Consider the following 555-nt stretch of genomic DNA (forward strand, 5'->3'; position numbering starts at 1 on the left):
CAGGCAGCTCAGCTTCACCAGGAGCTTCAGCAGGAGGGCACGGCCACAGGATGAACCTTTCCACGGGCATCATTTTCTGCTTCCTGATCCTGGGCGTCAGCAGCCAGAGATGGGGGACATTCCTCAAGGAAGCTGGTCAAGGGGCTAAAGACATGTGGAGAGCTTACCAAGACATGAAAGAAGCCAACTACAAGGGTGCAGACAAATACTTCCATGCCCGCGGAAACTATGACGCTGCCCAAAGGGGACCGGGGGGCGCCTGGGCTGCTAAAGTGATCAGTAACGCCAGAGAGACTATTCAGGGAATCACAGACCCTCTGTTTAAGGGTATGACCAGGGACCAGGTACGGGAGGATTCGAAGGCCGACCAGTTTGCCAACGAATGGGGCCGGAGTGGCAAAGACCCCAACCACTTCAGACCTGCTGGCCTGCCTGACAAGTACTGAGCTGCCTCTCTCTCTGCTCAGGAGATGGGCTGTGAGTCCCTAAGGGCAGGGACACTGACCTAGAGAGTTCTCTGTCCTCAGAAGGCAGCAGATCTAATAAATGCTCAAG

The 555-nt window shown here is 55.5% G+C and carries 1 protein-coding gene; it reads left to right on the forward strand.

From position 1 onward, the window contains the following. Positions 1-446, forward strand: a 446-nt coding sequence (locus IEU81_RS11150; protein WP_231957248.1) for a hypothetical protein, incomplete at its 5' end; no start/stop codon positions are given. Positions 447-555: the final 109 nt, after the last annotated feature.

It is taken from the genome of Jeotgalicoccus aerolatus, assembly GCF_014635205.1.
Lineage (GTDB): Bacteria > Bacillota > Bacilli > Staphylococcales > Salinicoccaceae > Jeotgalicoccus > Jeotgalicoccus aerolatus.